This window comes from Streptomyces tricolor (assembly GCF_002155905.1).
Taxonomy (GTDB): Bacteria; Actinomycetota; Actinomycetes; order Streptomycetales; family Streptomycetaceae; genus Streptomyces; species Streptomyces tricolor.
Window position 1 is genome coordinate 1 of sequence record NZ_MUMF01000804.1, and the last position, 1562, is coordinate 1562.

The window sequence follows — 1562 nt, forward strand, 5'->3', positions numbered from 1 at the left end:
CGCCGCGCTGGACGACCTGCCCGCCGCACCGGCGTTCACCGTGCTGTTCGGCAGCATCGCCGCCGTCCTCGGCAACCGCGGCCAGGCCGACTACGCCGCCGCGAACGACGCCCTGGAGGCGCTCGGCACCGACTGGGCCGCCCGGACCGGAGGGCGCGCGCTGACCGTCCACTGGGGCCCCTGGGCGCCGGCCGCCGGCCACACCGGCATGGTCGGCGCGGAACTCGGCCGCGCGTACGCCCGGCGCGGGATCGCGCTGATCGACCCGGAGGAGGGCAGCGCCGCCCTGCTCCGCGAACTCGCCTGGGGCGACCCGGCCGCCCGCGCCGTCGTCTACACCGCGTCGGGCTGGTGACATGACGGACCCTCAGTCGCCCGTCGCCATCGTCGGGATGGCCGTGCTGCTGCCCGGCGCCCCCGATCTGCCCGCCTACTGGCGCAACCTGCGGGACGGCGCCGACGCCATCACCGACGTCCCCGCGGACCGCTGGGACGCCGACCACTACCGCCCCGGCTCGGCCGCCGGACCCGCCGTCGCGGGCCAGGTGTACTGCCGGCGCGGCGGATTCGTGACCGGACCGCCCGAGGTGGAGGTCACCCGCTACGGCATCATGCCCGCCTCCGTGCCCGGCACCGAGCCCGACCAGCTGATCGCCCTCGACGTGGCCGCCGCCGCGCTCGCCGACGCGGGCGGCACCGACCGGCTGCCCGACCGGCACCGGATCGGCGTCGTCCTCGGCCGCGGCGGCTACCTCACCCCCGGCCTGGCCCGGCTGGACCAGCGGGTGCGCACCGCCCACCAGCTCACCCGCACCCTCGGCGAGCTGTTGCCCGACCTGACACCCGGCCAACTCGACCGTGTCCGGGCGGCGTTCACCGAGCGGCTGGGCCCCGACAGCCCCGACGCCGCGATCGGCCTGGTCCCCAACCTCGCCGCCTCCCGCATCGCCAACCGCCTCGACCTGCGCGGCCCGGCCTACACCGTGGACGCCGCCTGCGCCTCCTCCCTGGTCGCCGTCGACCAGGCGGTCACCGCGCTCACCACCGGCCGCTGCGACCTGATGCTGGCCGGGGGAGTGCACCACTGCCACGACATCACCCTGTGGAGCGTCTTCTCCCAGCTGCGCGCCCTGTCCCCGACGGAGCGGATCCGCCCCTTCCACCGGGACGCCGACGGCATCCTCATCGGCGAGGGCACCGGAGTCGTCGTACTGAAACGCCTCGCGGACGCCGCACGCGACGGCGACCGGGTGTACGCCGTGATCCGGGGCACGGGCGTGGCCGGCGACGGCCGTACGGCGGGACTCGTCACGCCCGACCCGGGCGGCCAGACCCGCGCCCTGCGCCAGGCCTGGCGGGCCGCCGGACTCGACCCCGCCGCACCGGACTCGATCGGCCTGCTGGAGGCGCACGGCACCGNNCGACCGGGACACCGGCCGGCCGGTGCTCGGGTCGGTGAAGTCGATGATCGGCCACACCATGCCGGCGGCGGGAGCGGCCGGCCTGGTCAAGGCCGCGCTCGCCCTCCACCACCGCACCCTGCTGCCCACCCTCCACTGCGA

General features: G+C 76.9%; 1 protein-coding gene and 1 pseudogene. Both read left to right on the forward strand.

Going from position 1 to position 1562, the window contains the following annotated elements; translation table 11 throughout:
- On the forward strand, nt 1-355 hold a 355-nt coding region (locus CCN44_RS39820), incomplete at its 5' end, for a KR domain-containing protein (protein ID WP_143650382.1).
- 1 nt (nt 356) lies between these two features.
- Nucleotides 357-1562 (forward strand): annotated as a pseudogene (locus CCN44_RS39825) (beta-ketoacyl [acyl carrier protein] synthase domain-containing protein); the annotation flags it as partial.